This window comes from Ochrobactrum teleogrylli, assembly GCF_037482325.1.
GTDB classification, from domain to species: Bacteria; Pseudomonadota; Alphaproteobacteria; order Rhizobiales; family Rhizobiaceae; genus Brucella; species Brucella teleogrylli.
In genome coordinates this window covers 844,193-868,455 of record NZ_JBBHKQ010000002.1, presented here as the reverse complement: position 1 = coordinate 868,455, position 24,263 = coordinate 844,193, and the positions used below count along the sequence as shown (strand labels likewise).

Here is a 24,263-nt window from a genome sequence, read left to right as displayed (position 1 = left end):
TAGAAATTTCTGCACTGCGGTCGGGCTTTGTCATGCCGTCACTCGTCCATCAGACCGGCGTAATAGACTTCAGAATAGCCGATGTGCTGGCGCAGGAGTTTGCGCACCGCTTCCACATCATTGGCTTCGATTGCATCGCGCAATCCCTTATGCTCGCTGAGCGAATGTTCGACATGCTGCGGCTGTTGGCTGAAACGCGTGCGGAGCGCGGCAAAGCGGCTATTAACCTTGCTGGTGAATGTTTCCTCCAGGAAAGGCGAACATGCACTTTCCACGAACAGAAGATGCAACCGCGTATCGAGCTTTTGATATTCATCAATTGCCCCGCGCTGGGCGCAATCGACCATCTCGTCATAAATCTCGCTGACGCTGCGCTGCAACACACGCAGGCTGCGCTGCATGGCAAGAGAAATTGCCTCAAGTTCCAGCGCCGTGCGCAGCTCGGACAGAGCCTGAAGCTCCTGCGGTGTCGGCTTGAAAACAAAAGTTCCTGACTGCGCCCGGATTTCAATCAGCCCTTCTGCTTCAAGGCGGATATAGGCCGAACGGATTGGTGCCTTCGTGACCTGATAAAGTTCCGACAACTGGCCTTCCGAAATCTTCTCGCCCAGCGCAAATTCGTTGTTGACGATATCGGCGCGCAGTCGTTCCAGCACGATCTCGGATACCGGTTTCGGTCGGACGATTTTTGCAATCGTTTTCTTGGATCTCATATCATCCTGCCCGCTTGCTACCCATGGCGCCGGTCACAGTACCGGCCATGGCTTCAACTGCCTTTGCCGCAATCACAAGTGTCGTCGAGTTGGTATTGCCACTGATGATATTTGGCATTGCGGAAGTATCGCCGATTCGCAAGCCCTCGACACCCATCACTTTGAGATCGCTGGTGACAACCGCATTCGGATCGTCCTCGCGCCCCATTCGCACTGTACCGACCGGATGATAAACGGTTTTGACGAATGCCCTTGCATGTTTGGCCAGCTCTTCATCCGTATCCTTGCCGGTTCCCGGAAAGATTTCGCGGTCGACCATATGCTTGAGCGGCGCCGAATTCAGCACCCTGCGCGCCTGACGCAAGCCCGCGACAGACAGGCGCAGATCTTCCGGATCGGACAGATAATTCGGGTTCACCAGGGGCTGTTCGTCAGCCTTTCCGGAACCCAGCCGTACCGTTCCCCTGGACGCCGGACGCAACACACAGGAATTGATGGTCACGCCATAGCTCGGCTTCAGATCGGTTGTGCCCCGGTCGAGATAAACCGACGGAATACAGAACTGCTGTATCTTCGCGTCGTTGGAGAAATCATCCGGGTCGAAGAACGAACCGGCTTCCACCCCGTTCGATGTGACAGGACCGCTTTTGAACAGAAGATATTGCAGGCCATTGCGGATCTGGTTCCAGCCCCTATCCTGCCCGAAATAGCCGTATTTACCGTTGCAGAACGCAAGCACCGGCACCTCCGTGTGATCCTGAAGGTTTTCGCCGACGCCTGCGCGATCCAGCACAACGTCGATGCCGTGCGCCTTCAGATGCTGCTGCGGACCGATGCCCGACAGCATCAGGATTTTCGGCGTGGCGATGGCCCCGGCGCAAAGCACCACTTCCTTTTGCGCCTCGATCTCGGTTACCGCATTGCCGCGCGAAAATATCACGCTCTTTGCACGTCCGTTTTCGATGCGCACGCGATGAACGAGGCTACCGCTTGATATATCGATGAGACCCGTTTTCGTCGCCGGATAGAGGAAAGCATCGGCTGCCGAACAGCGTCGACCATTATGCGTGTTGAGCTGGAAAAAACCCGCTCCGGTCTGCTGACCGCGATTGAAGTCAGCCTTGAAGGGCAGGCCTGTGGCCTGCGCTGCCTGCACATAAGCCCGCGACAACTCATTGACATGCAACGGGTCGGAGACTTTCATCGGTCCTTCGCTGCCATGCAGATCGTCGTTGAAACGGTTATTGCCTTCAATGGCGCGAAAAAGTGGCAGCAGTCGCTCGTAACGCCAGCTCTCGTCGCCGGTCGCCTCCACCCAGCGGTCGTAATCGGTGGACTGGCCACGGATATAAACCATCGCATTGACCGAAGACCCGCCGCCGATGACGCGGCCGGACGGAATGACCGGTGTGCGTCCATTGAGCTGTTCCTGTCGTACCGACTGGAAAAACCACATATAGCGCGCAGCATTCAGCAACTTCACATAACCTGCCGGCATCTGGATCAGCGGATTGCGATCCGATCCGCCCGCTTCGAGAACCAGAACACTTGCGCCCTGCTCGGCCATTTTAGCCGCAATATAGGAACCGGACGTGCCGCCACCGACAACGATATAATCATAAGCCTTGCGCGTCATTTGAACTGGTCTTCCTTTGCCGCATGAAACAGAAGCAGTTGCGACGGATCGATGGAAATCGTGATCGCCTCACCGCGTTCTACACAAATATCCGGCGGCGTAACGATGGATATGCGGGTCGCGCCGACATCGGCAAAGACAATGCTGTGATCCTGCAATTCCTCGGTAATGAAGGCATTGGCTTTCAACTGGATCGGACCATGCGCGCCGAGTTTCAGGAAATGCGGGCGCACTGCGATCTGCCCCTGCGGCCCTACCTCTTGCAGACGCGGCAGCAGATGGTCCGGCAGATCGATATGATTGCCCTCCACATCCAGCGCACGGTCGGAGGTTGCCTTATAAGGGAGAAAATTGATCGGCGGCTCGCCGACAAATCCCGCCACAAAGGCGTTTTTCGGGCGTTGATAAATCTCCGATGGAACGTCGAATTGCTGGATATTGCCGTTGCTCATCACCATGATGCGGTCGGCGAGCGCAAGAGCCTCTTCCTGATCGTGGGTCACATAGATCATCGTATGGGCGAATTCCTGATGGATCGCCTTGATGAACCGCCGCATGCGATAACGCTGACGCGTATCGAGATGGCTGATAGGCTCGTCCAGCAAAAAGACCGACGGCTTTCTGACCAAGGCGCGCGCCAGTGAAACACGCTGCGCCTGCCCCGACGACAGACCACCCGGACGCAACGAGAGCAAAGACTCCAGCTCCATCTTGGATGCGATGTCGCGCACACGCTTTTTTACCTCCGCATCGCTCATGCCGGATGCGCGCAGGGGAAAGGCGATGTTTTCGAAAACGGTAATCGGCGCATAGAGCGCGTAATTCTCAAAGCTCATGGCGACGTTGCGATCGCGAGCGCGCACATCGTTGACCTTTTTACCGTCGAAATAAATGGCACCATCCGAAACGGTTTCAAGGCCAGCGATCATGCGCATGGTCGAGGACTTGCCGCAGCCGGAAGGCCCCAAAATAGCAACGAATTCACCGTCATTAATCTCAAAATTCAGCGGGTGCACGGCTTCCACGGTGCCGTATCGCTTGACGAGGTTTTCCGCTCTTATCGATGCCATCTGTCAGGCCCTTCCTTCCAGAGCCTTTTCGCCCTGGAACAACTGAAACTTGCCGGGATCGATTGCAACGCCGACCCTGTCACCAGCGCGCACAGAGGTCGTTGTCGGCAGCGATATCGACACCTGATCCCCACCCACATTGACGACGGCAATATTCGCATAACCAAGATGCTCGACGACGCTGACCTGCCCTGCAATCGTGCCGGGCTTACCCGCTTCACCAAGCGAAACCGCTTCCGCCCGGAAGCCGGCCTTGAGATCATCCAGCTTGCTGAAGCGGCTGAAATGTTCATCGGAGACAATCTTTTCACCGGCCAGGCTTGTCAGTCCGACGCTCTTGCCTTCGCCTGTCACACGCACGGAAACGAAACTCATCGGGGGATCGCCAATGAAGGAGGCAACAAAAGCGTTTTCGGGCCTGTGGTAAAGCTCCGCAGGGGTTCCAACCTGTTCCAGCTTGCCCAGATTGAGCACCGCGATGCGGTCGCCGAGCGCCAATGCCTCACGGCTGGAGGTGGTGGTGAACACCACGGTCGCATTGAGGTCTTGCGCAAGCGCCTTGAGTTCAGCCCGCATCTGGTGACGCAGCTTTGCGTCAAGGTGGCCGATGGGTTCGTCCAGAAGATAAATGTCGGCCGGGCGGATGATAGCGCGTCCCAAAGCCACGCGCTGACGCTGCCCGCCAGACAGGAAGCCCGGACGGCGATCGAGCAGATGGCCGATGCCGAGCATCCCCGAGACCCGCTTGACCCTGTCTTCGACTTCCGCACGCGACATCTTGCGCGCCTTGAGCGGAAAGGCGAGGTTTTCGCCGACGCTCAGATGCGAATAAAGCGCGTAATTTTCAAACGCCATCGCAGCATCGCGCCGTTCGGGCGGCAGCGGCAACAGGGAAACGCCGTCGCGCTGAATATCGCCCGATGTCGGCCTGGTGATGCCGCCCAAAAGGTTGAGCATCGTTGACTTTCCGGCACCTGCTGGACCGTAGAGAACGAAGAAGCTACGCTTTTGAATATCCAGATTGATCTTGCGCAGCGCAACCGTTCGCAAGCCGTAACGTTTATGGACGTTGACAAAACTATACATGGTCAGTCCACCTCTTTCATGAGGGCGGCGATTTCAGCTTCGGCCAGCGCGCGCTCCTTGCGGCAGCTTTGACGGACGAAAATGAAGAAGCCAATGGCGAGTATGGCGGCGACGATATTCATGATCGTGACCGAAAACCCACGGTCAGGAAAATGTGCTTCAAGAAAGCAGAGCCAGAAGAAGACAACGCCGATGTAGATCATCACGGACTTGAAGCCCGCATCCCAGATTTGTGAGAAAGACATCGTTACCCCCTCACCGCGCCGAAAGTCAGTCCGCGGACCATATAGCGCTGCATCAAAAGGACGAAGAGAAGCATCGGCGCGACCGAGATCGTTGCCGCTGCTGCGACGGGACCCCAGAGAATGCCTTGCAGGGTGAAGAAGCTTTCAACGCCGACCGTCACCGTCGAGGCAAATTTGCGGGTGAGAATGTAGGCGAAGAGGAACTCGTTCCAGCAAAAAATCAGGGTGAAAACCGTGGTCACGGCAATGCCGGGTGCAGCCAGCGGTAACGTCACCTTGCGCAGTACTTTCATGCGACTGAGACCGTCCATACGCGCCGACTGTTCCAGTTCACGCGGAATGTCCTGAAAGAAGCTGACCAGAAGCCAGATGGCGAACGGCAGATTGAACATCACATAGGACACGATCAATGCGCCATGCTGGTCGAGCCCCAAATGCATGAACTTGCCAAATCCGGTGCGCCCGATATCGCGAAAGATCAGAAAATAAGGCAGGATCACCGCAATGGCTGGCATCATCTTGGTGGACAGGATGAAGAACAGCACATGACCATCGCCAACATTATAACGGGCGAAACTGTAAGCCGCGAGCGAGCCGACAACGATCACGATTGCAGTCGAGATCACCGAAATGATGAGCGTATTGCGCACATAGAAAAGGAACCCCTTGTCAAAGAGCGCATGCTGGTAGTTTTCCAGTGTGGGCGTGAAGAAAAACTGGGGTGGCGACACCATGATCGCCGATTCCGGCTTGAAGCTCGTCAGCAGCATCCAGAAAATCGGAAAGAAAAAGAACAGAAGTACGACAAGGATCGCCGCATAGCGCAGAATTTCTTTCAGTGGTGATGTCTTGTGTTGCAACATCTCATGCCTCCCCTGCACGATCGGTGAACTGCTTGAGCAAAGGCTTGAGCGCGAAGATTGACGCCACCAGCATCACGTAAAGGAAAAAGACAGCCATGGTCGAAGCATAGTCCATGCGGAAAAGCTTCAAGCCTGTGCGATAGAGATAGAAGGTCATGGTTTCCGTCGAGGTGCCAGGACCACCCTGCGTCAGCACCGCGACCGCATCATAGAGACGAACGCAATCAATGGTCCGCAGCACGAGAATCAGGAACAGAACCGGCTTGAGCAATGGAAAGGTCAACGTGCGCAGGACGCGCCATGTGGATGCGCCGTCCAGTTCGGCAGCCTCGAAAGGTTCCTTGGGCAGCGCCTGAAGCCCGGCCAGCACGATCAGGGCCACAAAGGGCGTCCACTGCCAGACGTCAAAAATAATGACGGACCAGAGCGCGATATTGAAATCGCCGAGCCAGTTGGGCTCCGGCAGACCGAAGGCGCCCAGCACCCAGTTTACGACGCCGAACTGCGTATCATAGAGGTAGCGCCAGAACAGCCCCGTCACGGCAGCCGAAGTCGCCAGAGGCAGGATCATGATCGATCGGATGAGGCCCTTGCCATAGCTCGCCCCGTGGATGAGAAACGCAATCGCTATGCCGAACGACATTTGCAGGCCGACCGATACGATGGTGAATTTCAGCGTGATCCAAGCCGCAGCCCAGAAGGCCTGGTCGGCAAATATCGTGCGGAAATTGTCGAGCCCGATATAGTCTCCCAGTTTACCACGCGAGAGGTCGGCAAAACGGAAAGATACGTCCACCGCATAATAAAGCGGCAACAGCGCGAAGATAATGATGACCAGCATCGCAGGAACGATAAGCAGGACCGAGAATGCGCGGTCGGACGCCACCTTTGCAGGTGGAGCATGATAACTGTTCATGACAGGAATCCGGTCTGTTTCTGAGTAGGGGTACCGGAGCGGCCTGCGGGTGCCGTCGGGCGGAAACCGCTCCGGGTGGATGTTGGGCATTTCAACCGGAAGGCTCAATGCTTCCAGAAACATGCCAGTTGATCCGCTGTCGGGATACCGTCCGACAACGATCTGGTTTACTTACCGATAGGGCAAGGACCGCCGCAGATTTTTTCAACTTCAGTCGCAAGGCTTTCAGCCGCCTGCCGTGCGGTCAACTGACCTGCCGCCGCTGACTGCAACGGAATTTGCATCGTGTTGTAGATCTTGGCGCCAAATGGAGAGGAGACGAGATTGGACGTGAAACCGTTCATGCTCTCGAAGACCTGGGCCAGCGTTGCATATTCGCCATTGGTCTTGCGCGCTTCCGGCGTCTGGAACTTCGGATCGGTCAGGATCGACATCAGGGTGGTCGCACCGCCATAGGATGCAAACTTTGCCTGCGCTTCTGGTCCTCCGATATGGGCAATGAACTTCATTGCCATATCCGGATTTGCCGAACTCGACGAAACTGCCAGAAGGAAGCCGCCGACATAAGACATTTTACCCGGTGCCTCCGCGACGGCCATTTTCGCTCCGGGCACGCTTTCCTCGGTTTTGACCGCATTTGGCCACTGGTCGAGGAAGAAGTCATGCGTCATCGCAATCTGGCCGTCGCGCATCTGGTTCATGACACCGTCATAGGTGACGGTCAAAGCCGCGGGAGGCGCGAATTTCAGAAGTTCGATATAATCGGACAGGACCTTCTCGACGTCATCGACAGGAACCTTGCCCTCACTGTTCAGCCAGTCGGACTTCATGTCCCACAAAGGCGCCGATAACTCGTCCTGAATGTCGGGAAAACGACCGGCCATCAGACCGACACCGTAGAAGTCTTTTTTCAGAACTTCACCTTTCAGTTTTTCGCCCGCTTTGCGCGTGAAAAACTCGGCCATGTCGCGATGCTGCTTCCAGTCGGCAGGCTTCGCCAGCTCGTAGCCATATTTGGCTTTAAAGGCGGCCTGCTCCGCTGGATCTTCCCAAAGGTCGGCGCGATAGAAGAAGCCCGAGGAATAGGTATAATAAGGCAATCCCCACAGATCGTCCTTATAACGGATCGTCATATTGGCGAGAGTGGGGTGAATATCGTCGATGATGCTTTGCTTGTCTTTCAGAAAATCCGTCATCGGCAGAATGAAGCCGTTTTCTGCAAACTCCGCATATTCCGCGTTGTTGAGCGTCACGACATCATAAGCGCCGGTCTGCCCCACCATCTCGATAACCTGTTTGTTATAGAGCTGGGAATTGTCAATGTTGATGACATTGACCTTGGCGCATTCCTTTTCCTGAAAGTCATTGACGAGCTGCGCCATGGCGTCGGTGTAAAAGCCTGCAATCGTAGACCAGGTGATCTCGACGCGATCCGCGTCGGAACAGGCAGCAGAAGCCGGACTGGACAAGGCGACAAGACAGAGCGCGCTGGCGCCCAGAAGATAATTTCGCATGATTTCCTCCCATTTCCTAATTAGACATGTAACATGTCAGATTGAGAGTCAAGACGGTATTTTCGTGCTATTGCGGATTTGCAATCCTGCCCTGCATGGCGATCGCTGCAAGGTCAGGCGGCATGAAATCCCATGTCGCAGCTGGGGCCTGACAGAACTGCCGCGCCTCCTCCGCAGAATGAGGTGCACCTTTGCCGTCGGGAGATTAGCCGGCAAATCGATAATCACGGCGTTCTGCGCGCCGTAATTTATTCGCCACGGCGACTGGGTGCCGTTTCAAGGGCCTGTAAGTTGTCGACGGTTCTTATGAAATGACAGACCGAAGGCATCTTCGCCGCGTCGAGTCATTGACTTTTTTCAATTGTGACAGTTAAAAACGCTCAAAATTCCTTCAATGGACCATTCACAAGCGGCTATTTCGGCCGCTACATCGCGTTAGTAATCAAGAGTAAATCATGGCAAACGAAGATCTCGAAGCTCGGCACTTAGAGACCTTGGATCGAGATTTGGGCCGTTTCGCCAACCTCGAAACGGCAGCGAGTTACGTTTCACGTCCGCTCGTGGCACCGGGCGTCGCGCTGGTATTTATCATCCTTGCAGGGCTTGGCGCGGCCATGCTGCTCGGTCAGACCAGCCAGACGCTGATTGTCGTCGCCGCGGCCGTTTTTGGCGCCTATATGGCCTTAAACATCGGCGCTAATGATGTGGCCAACAATATGGGCCCTGCCGTCGGCGCCAATGCGTTGAGCATGGGCGGCGCGATTGCGATTGCCGCCGTGTTTGAAAGTGCGGGTGCGCTCATCGCGGGGGCTGACGTCGTGTCCACCGTGGCGACGGGCATCATCGCGCCAGATACGCTCGCCACCCCGATGATGTTCATCTGGGCAATGATGGCGGCTTTGCTTGCCTCTGCCCTCTGGGTTAACCTCGCGACATGGATCGGCGCGCCTGTCTCGACCACTCATGCGGTTGTCGGCGGGGTCGTCGGAGCGGGTGTCGTCGCGGCAGGCCTCGGCGCAGTCAATTGGTCCCAGATGGCGGCAATCGCGGCAAGCTGGGTTATTTCGCCTGTGTTGGGCGCTATCATAGCGGCTGGTTTTCTTTGGCTGATCAAGGCCCGTATCGTCTATCGCGCGGATAAAATTGCTGCGGCTCGCGTCTGGGTGCCCATCCTTGTGGGGCTCATGGCGGGGACCTTTGCAACCTATCTGATCATGAAAGGACTGAAGCAGCTGATCGACGTGTCGATCGGGGTAGCCTTGATTATCGGATTGGCATTTGGCATCGGAAGCTGGATTGCCTTGATCCCGGTCATTCGCCGCCAGTCCCGGGGCCTCGAAAACCGCAACAAGTCGCTCAAAGTCCTGTTCAGCATTCCCTTGGTCGTTTCGGCTGCACTGCTCAGCTTCGCCCACGGCGCGAATGATGTCGCCAATGCTGTCGGGCCGCTCGCGGCAATTGTCCAGACATCACAGACTGGCACGCTAACTGACGGCGTTGTAATACCACTCTGGGTCATGCTGATTGGAGCCTGCGGCATTTCCTTCGGCTTGTGCTTGTTTGGTCCCAAACTCATTCGCATGGTTGGCAATCAGATCACAAAGCTGAACCCGATGAGGGCCTATTGCGTCTCACTCTCAGCCGCAATCACGGTCATTCTGGCCAGCTGGCTGGGGTTGCCCGTCAGCTCGACCCACATTGCCATCGGTGCGATCTTTGGGGTCGGCTTTTTCCGCGAATGGGACACAGAACGGCGGTTGAAGAAAGCACGCCAGGCTCTACCACTGAATTCTGTTCCCGTAGAAGAGCGTCGCCGTCGCAAGCTGGTTCGCCGTTCGCATGCACTGACCATTGCTGCCGCCTGGGTAGTGACTGTCCCCGCCGCCGCGATCCTCTCCGCCATCCTGTTTGCGCTGCTGAACCAAATCTCCGCTGGAGTCTCCTGACCAGACCAAAAAACTCCGTCTCCTTGACCCGCCGAGGTCAGTAATCGCCGCTTAGCTCCAACACATGGAACCTCAGCTGGTCTGGCCGGTTATCCTTGATGCGTGCGAGGAGGAGAGTGACAATTGAGCGATTTCGATCTTTACTACTGGCCAGTACCATTCCGCGGCCAGTTCATTCGAGGAATTCTGGCCTATGCTGAATGCTCCTGGGATGAACATGATTTCGGCGAGATTGAAGAACTCATGCGCCTTGATGTCGAGGAGCAGCCGATCGCATTTATGGGCCCACCGGTGCTGATTGATCGTCCGCGCAATTTTGCAGTGTCACAAATGCCCGCGATCGCCATGTACCTCGGAGAAAGGCTGGAACTCCTGCCAACAACGATCGAAAAACGAGCATTGACAGCCAAGATTGTAAACGATGCCAACGACGTCATCGATGAACTGACGCTCGACGGCGGGCGTGAAATGTGGACGCGTGAAAAATGGACCGAATTCGTTCCCCGACTACGCCAATGGCTCCGCATTTTTCAAGATACTGGCAAGCGAAACGGGCTTAAAGTCGATACAGGATTTATGCTTGGAACTGAAAAGCCCGGCATCGCCGACATCGTGACTTCTATCGTTTGGTCTACGATGGCCGACAGGTTCGCTACAATTGAGACCATAATCAAACATACCTCACCGATGATATGGGGTCTTTCCAAGCGGATGCAGGAGATACCGTCGCTGGCTGCGCTGGATACCAAAAACTTCAATGATTATGGCGATGCCTATTGCGGCGGAGAAATCGAGAAGTCGCTTCGGAAAATAGCGACCTAGAGCGGTTCCGGTTCAAACGGAATCGGGGAACCGCTCTATCTATTTGTTTTTACGCATTATCCCACATGCAGGCCCGGTGCTTCCTGTCCTGTGCTTTCGACATATTCGGTATAGCCGCCACCATATTGCTGAATGCCATCCGGAGTGAGTTCCAGCACGCGATTGGAAAGCGCCGCCAGAAAACGACGATCATGCGATACGAAAAGCATTGTGCCTTCATAAGATGAAAGCGCCTTGATGAGCATTTCCTTAGTGTCGAGATCAAGATGGTTCGTCGGCTCATCGAGTACGAGGAAGTTCGGCGGATCGAACAGCATCGCGGCCATGACCAGCCGCGCTTTTTCACCACCGGACAGCACCCGGCATTTCTTCTCGATATCATCCCCGGAGAAGTCGAAGCAGCCAGCTAGCGCGCGCAACGGAGCCTGCCCTGCCTTTGGAAAACGCTGCTCCAGCCATTCGAGAATAGTGCTGTCGCCGTCCAGAATATCCATCGCGTGCTGCGCAAAATAGCCAAGTTTCACGCTGGCGCCGAGATTCACAATCCCCTGATCGGGTTCCGCTGCACCTGCGACAAGCTTCAGCAGCGTCGATTTACCGGCGCCATTGACGCCCATAATGCACCAACGCTCACGGCGGCGAACCATGAAATCCAGTCCGTCATAGATCGTGCGGCTACCATAGGTTTTGTTGACGCCCTTGAGACTGACCACGTCTTCTCCCGAACGCGGAGCGGGCGCGAAGTCGAAAGCAACCGTCTGGCGCCGACGCGGTGGCTCCACACGGTCAATTTTTTCAAGCTTCTTCACACGGCTCTGCACCTGCGATGCATGAGATGCGCGCGCCTTGAAACGCTCAATGAACTTTATTTCTTTGGCCAGCATTGCTTGCTGACGCTCGAACTGGGCCTGTTGCTGCTTTTCGTTCAGCGCACGCTGGCCTTCATAAAAGGCATAATCGCCCGAATAGGAATTAAGCGAGCCGCCATCGATTTCGATAATCTTGGTGACGATGCGGTTCATGAATTCGCGATCATGCGATGTCATCAACAGCGCGCCATCGTAGTTCTTGAGGAAAGCTTCGAGCCAGATCAGGCTTTCAAGATCAAGATGGTTGCTTGGTTCGTCGAGCAGCATAACATCGGGCCGCATCAGCAAAATACGGGCAAGCGCCACGCGCATTTTCCAGCCGCCGGACAATTTGCCGACATCGCCGTCCATCATTTCCTGACTGAAACTCAACCCAGCCAGAACTTCACGCGCACGGCCATCCAACCCGTAGCCATCGAGTTCCTCATAGCGGGCCTGAACCTCGCCATAGCGCTCGATGATCGCATCCATCTCATCGAGCCGATCGGGATCGCACATGGCCGCTTCAAGTTCGCGCAGTTCCCCCGCAACGATGCTGACCGGCCCGGCGCCATCCATGACTTCAGCGACAGCCGAACGTCCGCCCATTTCGCCGACATTCTGGTTAAAATAACCAATCGTCACGCCTTTTTCGACCGTGACCTGACCTTCATCCGGCAGTTCTTCACCGGTGATCATGCGGAAAAGCGTTGTCTTGCCAGCGCCATTTGGTCCGACAAAACCGATCTTTTCACCACGGTTCAATGCGGCGGAGGTTTCGATAAACAGAATGCGATGGCTATTCGACTTACTGATATTGTCGATACGGATCATGAGTGTGGGAGGCCTTGTGATAACTTGGCCTTCCTATGGCATGCCTTGCTCGTGCTGTCACGGGGCACCGCGCAACCCGCGTCGCTAATTTCTTTCTTAATACAGGAACGGGCAAATTGGCCATTGTTCGACCGGCAAGGCAGAAGCAACGCCGAACTACGCCGCTCGATCCCTCTCAACGCGATTTCGTCCGTGTTGCTTGGCACGATAGAGATAGCTGTCGGCGCGGGCGATTGCCGATTTAAACGGCTCGCCCTGTTCCAGCACTGTTACGCCAAAGCTCACGGTCAGCTGCAGATCGGCAGATATATGGCGCCATCGTCTGGCTGCAAATGTCTGGCGCAAATCCTCGGCCAGAGTAGTTGCAACCGACGCAGAAGTTCCGGGCAGGAGTGCCACAAATTCCTCACCCCCCAAGCGCGCCACGCAGCTTCCCGGGCCCGCCCGTTCCTGTAACAATTGAGCAAAATCAGTCAAAACCATATCGCCGGCATGATGGCCAAACCGATCATTCACCGTTTTGAAGTGATCAATATCCGCAAGAATGATTGTCGTTGGCTCGACCGACCCATTGGCCAGCTGAAACGAGCGCAGGAACGCCTGCAGACCTCTGCGGTTTGGAACACGTGTGAGCGAGTCCGTGTGAGCCATATCGCGATAGCCGTTGATCAGATCGATACTCACCGCAAGGACAATCGAAAACGTTAAGATAACGCCGCCGAAAAGCCCCGTATATTGCAGCATAACGCCCCAGAACGAACGGCTCCAAAAGCCGACCTCAGGCGCGGCGTCGCTCAAAAACAGATAGACGACACTCTGAACCAAAAGAAACGCGAAGATGACAATAAAGGTCACAAAAAGTACGTTCTCGGAAGAGGATTTCTTCTTTGCTCTCACCTGCCAGAGAGACGCCAATGTCAGTGATGCGCTGCCACTGAGTATCGACAGCGTCTCAAGCCTCACGCTTTGAAAAAGCGCCAGCGATAGTGCCGCTGCGCCAAGGAAAATCACGACAAGAGCGATTTCTAAAACCGGCTTCTTTGGCATTTTGAAATGGTAAACCAGCGCGCGGCAGCATAGGGCCACGCCCGCCAGAATGAGCAAGTCCTCTCCCAAAGGTTTAACCGCCGAGAATGTGGCCGTGCGAAAGAGCATCAGGCCATAGCCAGCTCCAAGCAGGCATAATCCGCGACCCCATAGAATTGTTGGAAAACCGAACCGGGCAGCAACAATCAGGCCAAAACCGCAAACAAGGATCAATAGTGGAACGGACCATTCCAAAGCGGAATTGATCATACGGCGGCCTTTACAATCATTTAATTGAATACAGACTTAACTGATGTCAGAAGGCCGAGTATGCCACGCAAAAACGTGGATTGCTTACGCCGTCCTGTCCGCTGATCGACTAACACTTAAGGGCGCATTCAACAACCCACGGTTTACTTAAAATCAATCAAAACAATGTGTTAATCATACATGATTGGTGAGAACAGTGACTACCTTATCTATAACGACCTGCTATCAGGGCGTACCTTTCCCAACGACGGCTGATATTCCATTCGTTGGCTTTGGGCACCACACTAACTGAGTGAATTCCTGCCTACCTGCAGAGGATCGAGCTACTGACAATAGGACGGCTTCTTACCGCTTACCATGCCGCAACCGCGCTTGATTTCATCCCTGATCAAATCGCATGAATTTCCCGAATTGCACGGCGGGTTGGTGGCGGGCGAAATTTCCTTGCATTGGTTGACGAGAATATTGGCCGCTTTCGCACCAATCTCTTGTTTACAATCCATGGCTGCATCGGAATCGTCCTGCTGTCCGATTTTTTTCAGCCAACCCAACTGCTGGCTCAAGAGACCTATTCTTTGGCGCGTCAGGACTTCCTTGCAATCCGCTTCAGACACCATGATCGCGTAGTTTACTTGCTGATAGCGGCATTCACTGTCGCGGTACTTGATCCAGTTGCGCTGGCTTTCCTTGAGCTGCGCTTGACTTCCATCCGGCAAGGCATTGATGACCTGACCATAAAGGTCATTCAGCCGGCGATCCGCCGCCTTCAAATCGGCATAGGCAAGAGAAGACTGGAGCACAGCAAACACAACCAAACCGAACATCATCAATCGCTGCATCGTCTCGCTCCTCTATCGCCTAAAATCTGAACGGGCACCGGCGGACCGAGCGTACTCGATCCGCCGTTACTGGTCTACTTGGTTGTATAACCGCCATTGACGAGAATTGTCTGCCCCGTCATCCACCAGCCTTCCGAGACCAGCAAGCGGATCCACGGAACAATGTCGCCAATATCCGTCAGGCCTGTCTTCGAGAAGCTCGAAAGTGCTGCGGCTGTCTTGTGATAGGCCACCGCGTCCGCACCTTCAGCGGGGTAGAAGAACGGCGTATCCATGGGACCGGGTCCGATAGCGGTCACTGAAATCCCGCGCTCACCGAACTCTTTTGAAGCGGCGCGCGTGAAATGTTCGACGGGAGCCTTCGTACCGGCATAGCTCGAATAAAACGGCGTATAAGCGCCGAGCAGCGAAGTGACCAGCGTGCAGATTTTGCCGTTATCGTTCAGTTGCTTGCCTGCTTCCTTGATGAAAAAGAATGCGGCTTTCGCATTGACTGCGGACATCTCGTCATATTCAGCCTCGGAGATCTCGGTCATTGGCTTCTTCAAGACCTTGCCGACGGTATTGATGGCAATATCCGGCTTGCCAAGGGCTGCAATCGCGTCAGCGAAAAGCTTCTCCGTCGCGCCAGCCGTGATCAGATTGGCCTGAAATGCAACGGCTTCCGCACCTGCCGCCTTGACAGCGGCAACGGTGGCATCGGCATCCGCTTTGCTTGCTGCGCTGTTATAGTGGATCGCGATTGCCTTGGCGCCATGAGAGGCGAGATCACGCGCGATAAGCCCACCCAGATTTTTCGCACCGCCAGCAATAATGACGGTTTTGCCTTTGATGGAATGATCGGTCATGGAAAGGGCCTCCTTTGAAAATTACCGAATTCATCAGCTATCCCTCCAGGAAGGGGCTGATACTCGCTATATGAGCATGCATATCTGAGTTATCGCTACTAAATCAGATGCTGTTATTCCTTTCTGATTGAATTCAGATATGACAGTCGTTTTCGAACAATGGCGGCTCTTTGGAACGCGGCAGGTTAAGAGACAACCTGCCTGCGTTCTTATATTTCGCCACGCCTTATCTTTGTGGGCGTTGTATGCAACCGTTCCCTTATCAGGGAAGTCATATGGCTTTGGCTTCCAAACCCGCAAATCCGCCAGATTTCGGCAAGCGGCAGATCGTCGGCGCGAATGAGAAGTTCTGCGCGCTCGACACGCAGATCAATGAGATACTGATGCGGGCTTTTGCCGGTAGTTTGACGAAAGGCGCGGGAAAAATGGCTGACGGATAAGCGCGCCAAACTCGCAAGGGTTTCGATAGGAATGGTATCTGCGAGATGCGAGCGCATATAATCGTCCACCGTGCGCCAGGCCCTTGCCGAGAAACCACCTGCGAGACCGTTATATGTAGTTTTCCTAATGGAAGAATGATTTCGCAGGAGATGCAGCCATAACGCGACATTCAGGGAATCCAGATACAGCAAATTGGAGCTGTCGTTTCCGCGTAAAATCTCCTCCCGCATGAGCCGCGCAAGCGCCAATGCGGTCTTATCTATCCGCCCAGGGCTCAACGGTCTTAACTCAAACTCATCCGTCTCAAATTCTACACCGGCCAGATTGCGCAACCGATCGCTTCCGAAACAGGACAGGATGTTTTCCTTTGGCGTACGCCAGCGCGCGAAGAGATCAGCCTGATCCGGAATAAGCTCCAGCGACCCCATCGGGACATTCGCAGTGGTGCTTCGGTCGGAGCCTATTCTCGCCTCCCGTTTTATCTGCGGTGTGAGCAGGATAAGCGCGAAGGGATCTGGGGCCACAATCTGGATTTGATTTGGCCCGGTCCGGGTAAGGGTGACCGCGCTTTGATCGCTCTTGTGCAACTTACCCCATTCTTCGGGAATACTGTCGAGCCACTTCATCCGACCGCCGAGCTCAAAACCGTACTAAGCCGTTCGATTTGCGCAACAAAAGGGCGACCGCTGCCAGTTAACTGGGGGCGAACTGACAGCGGTCTGTCACAGTGCCTGCGTTGGAGAGTGCGGACAACCAACGAGGATCTGTGGACTTCGATTACCCACTCACGCGAAGGTAGAACTTCTTTTCTATCGAGAAAGGGCTGTGTTCGAGCAGAGGGATATTCGCGACCAAAAATGGCGCTCTGCAATTTTAGTCGCCAGGCGGCACGTCTGAAATCCATCCGCAGTTCGCCGATTATTAAAGATTCGCTTCTCAAACCAGCCGCTGACAGCCAGTATATCCGATCAACCATGCGCACCCCTTAAACGCATTATTTAACACGCTCGTATTGACCAACACTCGATCAGAATACGCTACTTTGAATAGTCCTTAAATGAGCAACAGGTTTTGGGGAGGTTACGTAACCGTCACATCCACCGCGAAACGTCAGACGGGGTTGATATCGGACGGAATGTTACGGAAAAACTTTGGTATATAGCTTCCCTTGGGGATCGCGATATGGATGGGTTCCAGCTTTCCCTTCCCGTTATTGTAGACGTCCAGTGATTGTCGGAGCCTCTTGGCACTTGTTCTGACGAGTGAATCGCCTGCGAGATCGTGCCCGCTTTTCCGGTCAAATACATCCAAGGCGATTGTATATTCTTTTATTCTGTCCGCCCGCCCTGAAAGGGTTTCTTCGACAATATAGATAAGAAATTTCCGCGCACGCGGCGATCTGGAGAATTCGGCTGCGCTTGTCAATTTGGCAAGACATGCACGTATAGCTTCATCCATATCCGGAAATTCATTCTGTTCCACTTCCCGCTGATTTACGCCATTCATCGAAATAGTGGACGTCTTCGAAAAATCGGCAGACGTGCTGGAAGAATGCTGTATTTCCGCTCCGCTGTGCAGCACAGAGGCTTCGACCGTAACGGACGACTGATCCAACGCACGCGATTTCGATACGGTAAGCGCATCGGGAACTCGGCTTATCCTATCTCGATAGGCCGCAATGATATCCAAATTTATTGTCAGAAGCACTGACAGCGCGAGTATAAGACCGCCGAAAAGACCTGTATATTGCAGAAAGACGCCCCATATGGAATTACTCCATAGACCAACTTTGGGATCGACGTCTTGGACAAATATATTCAACCGCTTGCATCAACAAACAAACAAGTGCAAAAGAAAAAACTGATATTAATATCCATTCACTAGCGGTTCTCATTCCAAATTTTACGCGCGATAAATATAAAATCAAAAGAACAGCGCATCCGGTTAGAACAGATAGACTTTCCAGTCTAATGCTTTGAAAATAGAACAATGAAAAAGCAGCCGCTGCTAAAGCGAGCAAAACGATCAGCGCATCAAAAATCGATAGAACCCTAAGCTTAAACTTGCTCGCAAACGCATGGCAGCAAATCGCAATCCCCGACAGTATCAGGAGATCTTCACCAAGCGGTTTAATAGCGGAAAAGCTTTCAGTACGAATAAGCATCAACGAATAACCGACGCCTAAAAGACACAAACCCACGCCCCATTTTATGGTCGTCGCGTTCATCTTTGCCGCGACGATAAGTGCGATCCCGCAAAGGAAAAGCAGTATCGGAACGGACCACTCCAGGGCAGCAGTTAACATAGTTCAGGGCCTTTTCTTTAAACCGCGATAACGAGGGCAATAAAGGGGGGAACCCGCGCCATGCAATTTGGAGGGTTGATAGCCGCTCCTTTTAAAAATCGACTAACACCAGGTCTTTGGCCCTACAATAAATTTAATCGCTTATGCATTTCAAATGAGTATTTATTTCGTACATTTTCAGTGAACGCGCATATAACGGGGGACACTAAAAAGAATTCAGTATCCCCCTCGCGAGGACGGCACGAAAGCTTTCGATTGTTGATCCAGCCGTCCGTTTAGTTGTCGGTATCCGGATTATCGACTTCGCATCCCACGCCATGGCAACCGGTATAATTGCCTTGTGTATCGAAGTTCGGATTGCCGTCCCTATCGAACTGAGGCCGTGTATCTATTTGGCTTTCTTCACGGCGGCGGCGCTCCCGCTTGCGTTCACGATCACGCTCTTCCTGTGCCTGAATGCGATCCTGAGCGCGCTGCTCATCTTGTTCATGAAGCGCACTTTGTTGCATCATGCAGTTCGCGAAGGCATCGGTGCCCGGGCGAAAGCCGAAGGACGAACATTTGTCTTGGAAGACTTCATCTGCGGTGACACAGCCAGTGATTACCAAAGGCACAGCTGCAAGTATGAGGTACTTTAACTTCAATCGTGGCATTCGATACTCCTCATATGGGGGAACAGATGGCCGCGTGCGAGGCTATGCTGGATCAAGCCCGTCTCGAAAGAACACGGCACCAGAGCAACATTTAAACTTGGAAACACGACGACGACTGCATTTTTAGAGGTCTTTGTTAGCTGACTTCCTGTAGTTCACGATCTGCAATGTCATCCTGACTTTTAGAAAAGGGCGACCACGTCATTTCGTGGCAGCGACGCATCCGGCCAGAGATTAATCCACCCGACGGCCAATATTAACAGCCGCCGCGCCCCTGCCCATTAAGAGCTTCTTTTCTATGGCAGATTCGAAGTAAATACGAAATCTTATTTTGACGACGCATAACAACATTGCCATTTGCTTTGCGTTTTAAAGATAAGGGCGGCGCGTTTGCGCGCCCTCATCTATGCAACCTGCTAATCAGGGCTGTCCACCAAACATCCGACACCGTGACAGCCGATATAATTGCCATGCGTATCGTAGTTGGGTTCGCCGTTTCTATCGAACTGCGGTGTGTTATCGATACGCTCAGAGCTATCCGGCCTGTCGACAGTGCACCCAATGCCGTGGCAGCCATTATAGTCACCGGAGTCACGGTAGTTGCTTGTTGCATGGCTGTGTTTGTGCTTGTTATCGGCAACCATTCCCTCGACGATTGCACCGAGAACTGCACCTGCGACAACACCGCCAATATCATGACCATGATGATCGTACTGGCGCGCACCCGGATCGAACCCATCGCCCCGGCCATGGTGATAGCCACCGACATCTGCAAATACGCCGGAACACCCTTGCGCAACCCATATATAGCGGCTCTTTGGATTGTATCCCCACGTGCGGTTCAGTATGCAAGCAGAGCTTGACGTTTGATGGATAAGTTGTGGCCTGGACAGCGGCCCGGCGTAGCATTCATCGTATTTATAGTCTCTTGAGCGGCACTCGACAGTCGTTTGAGCTTTTGCTTCGAAAGCGAGTGGCGGCGCAATTGTTGCACCAACCGCGATAGCCCCCACCATGGTCAGATATCTTAGCATTCTTCCCTCCGAATCCGTTGACATTCCGTCGTGCTGGTCAGAGTGCGCCTAGAACACGTGACCAATGCAACAAACCCAAGAGATATACTTATACAATTTCGTGATGACTTGTTTAGTGTAATCTGAATTAATGTTAACATAAAGAAAATTAGTAACTTATAATATACATCTATTTATGAGATAATGGGCGCGAGTTGGCTGCTGCACTTAAGTGCTGATCGCGACGCTACTGAAATGGAGTTCTGCAAGGAAAGTGGCTTCGGCGAAGGTAATCGGCTGGAGATGTCTTGCTAAAAGCAATTAGAACGCGAAGACAGAGTGATAATTCCTCGCGCGACTATTCAATCGCCATTCTGTTGGTTCTTCTCAATCTGATAGGTAAGCCAGCGGCAGAACATGCCGATAATGGATGTTGCCGCGCCGGATATCAAACATATCGTCAGCAAAATACTTTTCTGCGCGCCGTCCCAACTAACGACTGCCAACAGCAAAACGCTTAGCGTGGAAACGAGATAGCCAGCACCCTTCAGTTTGTGCAAGGAATTCGGGCTCATCCTCGACCCCATCTCGCTAATCGTTTTTAACGCGCTCAACAAGCTGAGCGAATGGCCCGTCAATATATGCCTGTAGCGTCGGGAGTGCCTCGGCCTTGATGCCCTTCTGACCGAGAAAATACTTGATCAGTGCATCGGAACCTTTCATGAACTTGCCCCGTTCAACCTCTGCAGCGGGGAAGCTCAAATCCTCCAGCACCGGGGACAATTTTTCCCTGATCTGAGCCTGCTCAGTTGTTCCTTCGGCAAACTCGATAAGCTCAATACAATCAAGCATTCCGGCTTCCAGAAATGCGAGCCGCAGTTTGAAACAGAAAGGGCAGCCTTTCTTCAAATAGACCACAGGCTTGCTTAAAGCGGGTTCAGGCGCATCGGATGCCGATAGCCCTTCTCCCAGGGCGCCGGTGACGCCTCCGGTTTCCTCGTCTGGTCCAGGCTTGCTATAGTGGTCATTGTCTGCGGTGCGAACTGATTTGGGCTGATTGTTCATGTCTCTCTCACTGCATTAGCGGACAACGGGCAAGGCCACTTGGTTACAGTTTTACGGCCTCCTCGCGCGGCCAGAACCTGAGCTTGCGGCAAGCTTCGACAAAAACCGGGATCGAAGTCGCACTGTCGATGGAAAGCAGGCCCTTATCGGCATCCGGCGCTATGCCCGCCTTTGCAAGGAGCGGGAGAGCTCCGGAATTGAACCCGATGAACTTGCAATGCGCAAAAGCATCGGCCACGAAATCACGCGCTGCAGCTTCTCCGGTCAATCTATTGGCCGCCTCTTCTGCCAGGACAAGGGCAACGGCGTCAAACACAACAGAGGGGCCACCATCAATCATATGATGGGCCACGATCCATTCGCCAGCGGAGGTCTCAAAACCGCCAACTGTTGGAGAGACAAGTTCTATCACCGCTCCTTCTGTCACAGCCGCTTCACGGATCGCTTCAACCAGTTCCATATCCGTCCCATTCGCCACAAGAACGCCGATCTTGCGGCCCTTGAAGCTTGAGGGACCATTTTCAATAATGCTGAGCGCTGGCGACAGAGGCAGATCCTGGCGCACGGGTGCAAGAGCATCGGCGGGCTTTGGCATTGTGCGGATGCCAAGCCTCTCCGCGACCTCGTTTGCCAGCCCCTCTTCAATATTCATCAAATGCGAGACCATCCGTTCGCGGATAATGGGCGTTTCTACTTTCGACAGTTCGAAGGTCAACGCCATCGCAATATGTCTTTGCTCAACCGATGTCTGGCTCAGATAGAATTGGCGAGCCTGGCTATAATGATCGTTAAAACTCTCCGGGCGCAAACGGACTTTTTCACCGCTTTCCTGCGCTTCAAAAGAACGGAAGCCGTTGACTGGATCGGGGCGCGGCCCCTTCACCCAGGAATTGGGCTGATAATTGGCCCGGCTGTCTGGATTGCGCATCGCCATATGCCCGTCCTGCTGAAAATGCGCAAACGGACATTTGGGCGCGTTGATGGGAAGCTGGGTGAAATTCGGTCCACCGAGCCGCTTCAGCTGGGTGTCCAGATAGGAAAAATTGCGCCCCTGAAGCAAAGGATCGTTCGAGAAATCAATGCCGGGCGGCACATTCTGCGTCATGAATGCAACCTGCTCGGTCTCCGCGAAAAAGTTCTCCGGCATGCGGTCGAGGACCAGCCGACCGACCGAAATCGGCTGGAGAATTTCTTCGGGTATCAGCTTGGTCGGATCCAGCACGTCGAAATCGAAGCTGTCCGCAAATTCCTGATCGAAGAGTTGCACGCACAATTCCCATTCCGGGAAGTTACCGGTTTGAATGGCAGTCCAGAGATCGCGCCGGTGAAAATCTGGATCGGCCCCGTTGATCTTCACAGCCTCGTTCCACACCACCGATTGCAGTCCGAGCTTCGGTTTCCAGAGAAATTTGACGAATGTCGATTGATTGTCTTCATTCACGAAGCGGAACGTATGGACCCCGAACCCTTCCATGAAGCGAAACGAGCGTGGGATTGCGCGGTCCGACATGATCCACATGATCATGTGCATGGATTCCGGCGTCAGGCTGATGAAATCCCAGAAATTATCGTGAGCGGATTGTGCCTGCGGAAAAGCGCGATCCGGCTCTTCCTTCACGGCATGAATGATGTCAGGGAAGCGTATCGCATCCTGAATGAAGAAGACTGGAATATTGTTGCCGACGAGATCCCAATTGCCCTCCTTGGTGTAAAACTTGACCGCAAAACCGCGCACGTCACGGGCGAGATCGAACGAGCCTTTTGAACCCGCAACCGTGGAAAAGCGGACGAAGACCGGTGTTTTCTCGCCAACGCGCTGGAATATATCGGCGCGCGTATATTCGGAGATCGACCGGGTGGTCTCAAAATACCCGTGCGCGCCATAACCTCTCGCATGGACGACACGTTCCGGTATGCGTTCATGGTCAAAATGAAAAATCTTTTCCCGAAAATGGAAATCCTCGATCAGCGTTGGGCCGGATTCGCCGATTTTAAGCGTATTCAGATCGTCTGATACCGGCCCGCCCTGAGATGTCGTCATGACCGGAACATCGTCAGTCGCAATCTGGTGAAGATCGCCACTGTTGCCGGGAAAAAGCCTCTGGTCGTGGATTGTAATCGGCTTGTCTTCGGCGCTCGGCCTTTTGCTCGCGGGCATGGTTCGCTTCCCCTTTTTCAACGGTTGTGAGCCACTTGGAGTGACAGGAGCTTGCGTCCTAACCTTGCGAATTGGGGTTTGTTCCAAACTGCCGCCTGCGCTTGTCTTTTAAATCAGGCGCGCCAAGACAACTTTGCTAAGTTTCCGGGACCGTTACGGCGAGACTTTCGGGGCATTCAAACGCGATTTTGGCCCGCTGACAAAACCGGACCCTCGCAACCAGAAGCGCCAGGGCTTCTCAACTGCTCGACTGATACCGATGCGCGGACCGCAATCCACAGTGCATGGCTGTTCAGGCGCCGAAAGCAAAAACGGGGCGGCATCGAGCGCAGCCCCATCCAACTCGCCGGAAATTGCCAAAGCCTGGGCAAGCTTCGCCGGCCCCGAACAAAGCTGCTTAAGGTCCGTCATACCTCGCCGTTCCTGCATGAGCGGTATGCCCTGTCGCGGCTCAATTGCCCGCAGGAGTACGGCAGATGCATCAGCGCAGACAATGTTCATGCACCAATGCAGGCCATATATCCGATAAACATAGGCGCTGCCCGGACGTCCAAACATGGAGGCGTTTCGGCGCGTCGGACCAGAGAAACTGTGAGAGGCCGGGTCAGTTCTGCAATAGGCTTCAGTTTCGACAATCAGACCGCCGACTTCGCCGACGCGAAACGTCCAGCCAATCAGTTGCGGAGCGATCTCTACAGCGCTGCGGTTCAGAAACATGCGCCCAGCATCATTATTGTTCATGAAGGCCTTTAGCGCCGGTGTTTTCAAGCCGAAAGCGGTTCCTTTGAAAACAAGCACAGTTAGGTGTCATCCGCAATGACCCCTTGGCGTGCATTGGAATTTGCTACCCCAGTGTTCGGCTGATGACGATCTGCGTACTTCTTGTGCGAGAGCCGGGCGGAAAGCTCTACAATATAGTTCTGGTCCCGCAGCCCGCTATCATAGAGAAGCAGGATGGATGACGCCAAATCCCGGCCCGAATATTCATGATCACTCTCTTCGAGGATGATCGCCGCCAATGTATAACAACTGCGCATGAAGTCGACCTCGACCTGGCTGTAAATGCGGCTTGCTTCGTGGAATAATGGCATGTCTGCCTCCATTAAAAAACCATTATGCGCCTACTTCTCAGCCGCGTATCAAAGGGTCTGC

General features: G+C 54.0%; 24 protein-coding genes. 2 read left to right on the top strand and 22 right to left on the bottom strand.

Features of this window, described 5'->3' with window-relative positions:
• Nucleotides 1-38 precede the first annotated feature (38 nt).
• The 8 genes from WIX40_RS21550 to WIX40_RS21515 all read right to left on the bottom strand — a co-directional run bounded on the left by WIX40_RS21550 (nucleotide 39) and on the right by WIX40_RS21515 (nucleotide 8,043).
• Entirely contained in the window at nucleotides 39-713 is a 675-nt protein-coding gene (locus WIX40_RS21550) for a GntR family transcriptional regulator (RefSeq protein WP_109365621.1), read from the bottom strand.
• Nucleotide 714: 1 nt separating this feature from the next.
• Nucleotides 715-2,349 (bottom strand): GMC family oxidoreductase, encoded by a 1,635-nt coding sequence (locus WIX40_RS21545; protein WP_339442073.1) that lies wholly within the window; start codon nucleotides 2,347-2,349, stop codon nucleotides 715-717.
• On the bottom strand, nucleotides 2,346-3,419 hold the full coding sequence (locus WIX40_RS21540) for an ABC transporter ATP-binding protein (RefSeq protein WP_339442072.1): 1,074 nt from the start codon (nucleotides 3,417-3,419) through the stop codon (nucleotides 2,346-2,348). Before WIX40_RS21540 ends, WIX40_RS21545 begins: the two co-directional genes overlap by 4 nt.
• Before the next feature lie 3 nt (nucleotides 3,420-3,422).
• Entirely contained in the window at nucleotides 3,423-4,505 is a 1,083-nt protein-coding gene (locus WIX40_RS21535; RefSeq protein WP_339442070.1) for an ABC transporter ATP-binding protein, read from the bottom strand.
• Nucleotides 4,506-4,507: 2 nt separating this feature from the next.
• Complete coding sequence (locus WIX40_RS21530) at nucleotides 4,508-4,750, bottom strand: hypothetical protein (protein ID WP_339442069.1); 243 nt, start codon at nucleotides 4,748-4,750, stop codon at nucleotides 4,508-4,510.
• A gap of 2 nt (nucleotides 4,751-4,752) precedes the next feature.
• Complete coding sequence (locus tag WIX40_RS21525) at nucleotides 4,753-5,613, bottom strand: carbohydrate ABC transporter permease (protein ID WP_121539057.1); 861 nt, start codon at nucleotides 5,611-5,613, stop codon at nucleotides 4,753-4,755.
• Between the two features lies 1 nt (nucleotide 5,614).
• Entirely contained in the window at nucleotides 5,615-6,529 is a 915-nt protein-coding gene (locus WIX40_RS21520) for a carbohydrate ABC transporter permease (protein ID WP_121539058.1), read from the bottom strand.
• A gap of 167 nt (nucleotides 6,530-6,696) precedes the next feature.
• Nucleotides 6,697-8,043 carry an ABC transporter substrate-binding protein gene (locus WIX40_RS21515; RefSeq protein WP_339442067.1) on the bottom strand — a complete coding sequence of 449 codons (1,347 nt, stop codon included), beginning with the start codon at nucleotides 8,041-8,043 and terminating at the stop codon, nucleotides 6,697-6,699.
• A 455-nt stretch (nucleotides 8,044-8,498) separates the two neighbouring features.
• Between WIX40_RS21515 and WIX40_RS21510 the strand changes: the two genes are divergently transcribed.
• Complete coding sequence (locus WIX40_RS21510) at nucleotides 8,499-9,989, top strand: inorganic phosphate transporter (RefSeq protein ID WP_140025992.1); 1,491 nt, start codon at nucleotides 8,499-8,501, stop codon at nucleotides 9,987-9,989.
• Nucleotides 9,990-10,112: 123 nt separating this feature from the next.
• Nucleotides 10,113-10,811, top strand: a complete 699-nt coding sequence (gene gst / locus WIX40_RS21505; protein WP_339442066.1) for a glutathione transferase, Atu5508 family — start codon at nucleotides 10,113-10,115, stop codon at nucleotides 10,809-10,811.
• Between the two features lie 56 nt (nucleotides 10,812-10,867).
• Here the strand turns inward: gst and WIX40_RS21500 are convergent, their stop codons facing one another.
• The 14 genes from WIX40_RS21500 to WIX40_RS21435 all read right to left on the bottom strand — a co-directional run bounded on the left by WIX40_RS21500 (nucleotide 10,868) and on the right by WIX40_RS21435 (nucleotide 24,202).
• Nucleotides 10,868-12,493, bottom strand: coding sequence for an ABC-F family ATP-binding cassette domain-containing protein (locus WIX40_RS21500; protein ID WP_339442065.1), 1,626 nt, complete (start codon nucleotides 12,491-12,493; stop codon nucleotides 10,868-10,870).
• A 156-nt stretch (nucleotides 12,494-12,649) separates the two neighbouring features.
• The gene (locus WIX40_RS21495) at nucleotides 12,650-13,789 is read right to left on the bottom strand and encodes a GGDEF domain-containing protein (RefSeq protein ID WP_339442063.1); all 1,140 of its coding nucleotides are present in this window, start codon (nucleotides 13,787-13,789) and stop codon (nucleotides 12,650-12,652) included.
• 323 nt (nucleotides 13,790-14,112) lie between these two features.
• A complete protein-coding gene (locus WIX40_RS21490) occupies nucleotides 14,113-14,628 on the bottom strand; it encodes a lysozyme inhibitor LprI family protein (RefSeq protein ID WP_109365610.1) in 516 nt (171 codons plus the stop codon).
• A gap of 74 nt (nucleotides 14,629-14,702) precedes the next feature.
• A complete protein-coding gene (locus WIX40_RS21485; RefSeq protein ID WP_109365609.1) occupies nucleotides 14,703-15,476 on the bottom strand; it encodes an SDR family oxidoreductase in 774 nt (257 codons plus the stop codon).
• Nucleotides 15,477-15,685: 209 nt separating this feature from the next.
• Nucleotides 15,686-16,543: a helix-turn-helix domain-containing protein gene (locus tag WIX40_RS21480; RefSeq protein WP_339442062.1), complete on the bottom strand. Its 858-nt coding sequence runs from the start codon at nucleotides 16,541-16,543 to the stop codon at nucleotides 15,686-15,688.
• A 484-nt stretch (nucleotides 16,544-17,027) separates the two neighbouring features.
• The gene (locus tag WIX40_RS21475; RefSeq protein ID WP_339442061.1) at nucleotides 17,028-17,606 is read right to left on the bottom strand and encodes a hypothetical protein; all 579 of its coding nucleotides are present in this window, start codon (nucleotides 17,604-17,606) and stop codon (nucleotides 17,028-17,030) included.
• Between the two features lie 82 nt (nucleotides 17,607-17,688).
• Entirely contained in the window at nucleotides 17,689-18,222 is a 534-nt protein-coding gene (locus tag WIX40_RS21470) for a hypothetical protein (protein WP_339442059.1), read from the bottom strand.
• A 275-nt stretch (nucleotides 18,223-18,497) separates the two neighbouring features.
• Nucleotides 18,498-18,875, bottom strand: a complete 378-nt coding sequence (locus WIX40_RS21465) for a hypothetical protein (RefSeq protein ID WP_109365606.1) — start codon at nucleotides 18,873-18,875, stop codon at nucleotides 18,498-18,500.
• 416 nt (nucleotides 18,876-19,291) lie between these two features.
• A complete protein-coding gene (locus WIX40_RS21460; protein ID WP_121539067.1) occupies nucleotides 19,292-19,909 on the bottom strand; it encodes a DUF3011 domain-containing protein in 618 nt (205 codons plus the stop codon).
• 341 nt (nucleotides 19,910-20,250) lie between these two features.
• Complete coding sequence (locus WIX40_RS21455; RefSeq protein ID WP_124915777.1) at nucleotides 20,251-20,463, bottom strand: hypothetical protein; 213 nt, start codon at nucleotides 20,461-20,463, stop codon at nucleotides 20,251-20,253.
• A gap of 16 nt (nucleotides 20,464-20,479) precedes the next feature.
• Nucleotides 20,480-20,953, bottom strand: coding sequence for a thioredoxin domain-containing protein (locus WIX40_RS21450; protein ID WP_339442055.1), 474 nt, complete (start codon nucleotides 20,951-20,953; stop codon nucleotides 20,480-20,482).
• A gap of 43 nt (nucleotides 20,954-20,996) precedes the next feature.
• Nucleotides 20,997-23,111 carry a catalase gene (gene katE, locus WIX40_RS21445; protein WP_339442053.1) on the bottom strand — a complete coding sequence of 705 codons (2,115 nt, stop codon included), beginning with the start codon at nucleotides 23,109-23,111 and terminating at the stop codon, nucleotides 20,997-20,999.
• Between the two features lie 153 nt (nucleotides 23,112-23,264).
• Nucleotides 23,265-23,852: a DNA-3-methyladenine glycosylase gene (locus WIX40_RS21440; protein WP_339442051.1), complete on the bottom strand. Its 588-nt coding sequence runs from the start codon at nucleotides 23,850-23,852 to the stop codon at nucleotides 23,265-23,267.
• A 59-nt stretch (nucleotides 23,853-23,911) separates the two neighbouring features.
• Nucleotides 23,912-24,202 carry a hypothetical protein gene (locus WIX40_RS21435; RefSeq protein WP_109366384.1) on the bottom strand — a complete coding sequence of 97 codons (291 nt, stop codon included), beginning with the start codon at nucleotides 24,200-24,202 and terminating at the stop codon, nucleotides 23,912-23,914.
• Nucleotides 24,203-24,263 lie beyond the last annotated feature (61 nt).

Coding starts and splice junctions, on each gene's coding strand:
- WIX40_RS21550 (WP_109365621.1), bottom strand. CDS start 713: ATGAGATCCAAGAAAACGATTGCAAAAATCGTCCGACCGAAACCGGTA.
- WIX40_RS21545 (WP_339442073.1), bottom strand. CDS start 2,349: ATGACGCGCAAGGCTTATGATTATATCGTTGTCGGTGGCGGCACGTCC.
- WIX40_RS21540 (WP_339442072.1), bottom strand. CDS start 3,419: ATGGCATCGATAAGAGCGGAAAACCTCGTCAAGCGATACGGCACCGTG.
- WIX40_RS21535 (WP_339442070.1), bottom strand. CDS start 4,505: ATGTATAGTTTTGTCAACGTCCATAAACGTTACGGCTTGCGAACGGTT.
- WIX40_RS21530 (WP_339442069.1), bottom strand. CDS start 4,750: ATGTCTTTCTCACAAATCTGGGATGCGGGCTTCAAGTCCGTGATGATC.
- WIX40_RS21525 (WP_121539057.1), bottom strand. CDS start 5,613: ATGTTGCAACACAAGACATCACCACTGAAAGAAATTCTGCGCTATGCG.
- WIX40_RS21520 (WP_121539058.1), bottom strand. CDS start 6,529: ATGAACAGTTATCATGCTCCACCTGCAAAGGTGGCGTCCGACCGCGCA.
- WIX40_RS21515 (WP_339442067.1), bottom strand. CDS start 8,043: ATGCGAAATTATCTTCTGGGCGCCAGCGCGCTCTGTCTTGTCGCCTTG.
- WIX40_RS21510 (WP_140025992.1), top strand. CDS start 8,499: ATGGCAAACGAAGATCTCGAAGCTCGGCACTTAGAGACCTTGGATCGA.
- WIX40_RS21500 (WP_339442065.1), bottom strand. CDS start 12,493: ATGATCCGTATCGACAATATCAGTAAGTCGAATAGCCATCGCATTCTG.
- WIX40_RS21495 (WP_339442063.1), bottom strand. CDS start 13,789: ATGATCAATTCCGCTTTGGAATGGTCCGTTCCACTATTGATCCTTGTT.
- WIX40_RS21490 (WP_109365610.1), bottom strand. CDS start 14,628: ATGCAGCGATTGATGATGTTCGGTTTGGTTGTGTTTGCTGTGCTCCAG.
- WIX40_RS21485 (WP_109365609.1), bottom strand. CDS start 15,476: ATGACCGATCATTCCATCAAAGGCAAAACCGTCATTATTGCTGGCGGT.
- WIX40_RS21480 (WP_339442062.1), bottom strand. CDS start 16,543: ATGAAGTGGCTCGACAGTATTCCCGAAGAATGGGGTAAGTTGCACAAG.
- WIX40_RS21470 (WP_339442059.1), bottom strand. CDS start 18,222: ATGTTAACTGCTGCCCTGGAGTGGTCCGTTCCGATACTGCTTTTCCTT.
- WIX40_RS21465 (WP_109365606.1), bottom strand. CDS start 18,875: ATGCCACGATTGAAGTTAAAGTACCTCATACTTGCAGCTGTGCCTTTG.
- WIX40_RS21460 (WP_121539067.1), bottom strand. CDS start 19,909: ATGCTAAGATATCTGACCATGGTGGGGGCTATCGCGGTTGGTGCAACA.
- WIX40_RS21455 (WP_124915777.1), bottom strand. CDS start 20,463: ATGAGCCCGAATTCCTTGCACAAACTGAAGGGTGCTGGCTATCTCGTT.
- WIX40_RS21450 (WP_339442055.1), bottom strand. CDS start 20,953: ATGAACAATCAGCCCAAATCAGTTCGCACCGCAGACAATGACCACTAT.
- katE (WP_339442053.1), bottom strand. CDS start 23,111: ATGCCCGCGAGCAAAAGGCCGAGCGCCGAAGACAAGCCGATTACAATC.
- WIX40_RS21440 (WP_339442051.1), bottom strand. CDS start 23,852: ATGAACAATAATGATGCTGGGCGCATGTTTCTGAACCGCAGCGCTGTA.
- WIX40_RS21435 (WP_109366384.1), bottom strand. CDS start 24,202: ATGCCATTATTCCACGAAGCAAGCCGCATTTACAGCCAGGTCGAGGTC.